This window comes from Psychrobacter sp. TB20-MNA-CIBAN-0197 (assembly GCF_040309765.1).
GTDB classification, from domain to species: domain Bacteria; phylum Pseudomonadota; class Gammaproteobacteria; order Pseudomonadales; family Moraxellaceae; genus Psychrobacter; species Psychrobacter submarinus.
On the sequence record NZ_JBEOPC010000626.1, the window covers coordinates 1 to 271 of the forward strand.

The 271-nt window shown below is 57.6% G+C and carries 1 protein-coding gene; it reads right to left on the bottom strand.

Annotated features, from left to right (window positions below; translation table 11 throughout):
- On the bottom strand, positions 1 to 271 hold a 271-nt coding region (locus AAEY83_RS15265; protein ID WP_502945196.1), incomplete at both ends, for a hypothetical protein.

Consider the following 271-nt stretch of genomic DNA (forward strand, 5'->3'; position numbering starts at 1 on the left):
CCGTAGACGTAACCGGAGCAGCCCAAAGAGATATCGAACGCTGCGACATTGGTCGGCAGGCCGAGTTTGTCCTGGACGATTGCTGCTGTGTGCGGCAGGCCTTCTTCGTCACCGTTTTGCGTGACGACAATCAACGCGTCGATCGATTCACGCTTCAGTTCAGGATTGCTGGCGAACAGCGCATTCGCCGCTTCCACGCACAGGTCGGAAGTTTCCTGCTCAGCGTCTTTGCGCGGCAGGAACGCCGAACCGATCTTGCCAAGGATGAACT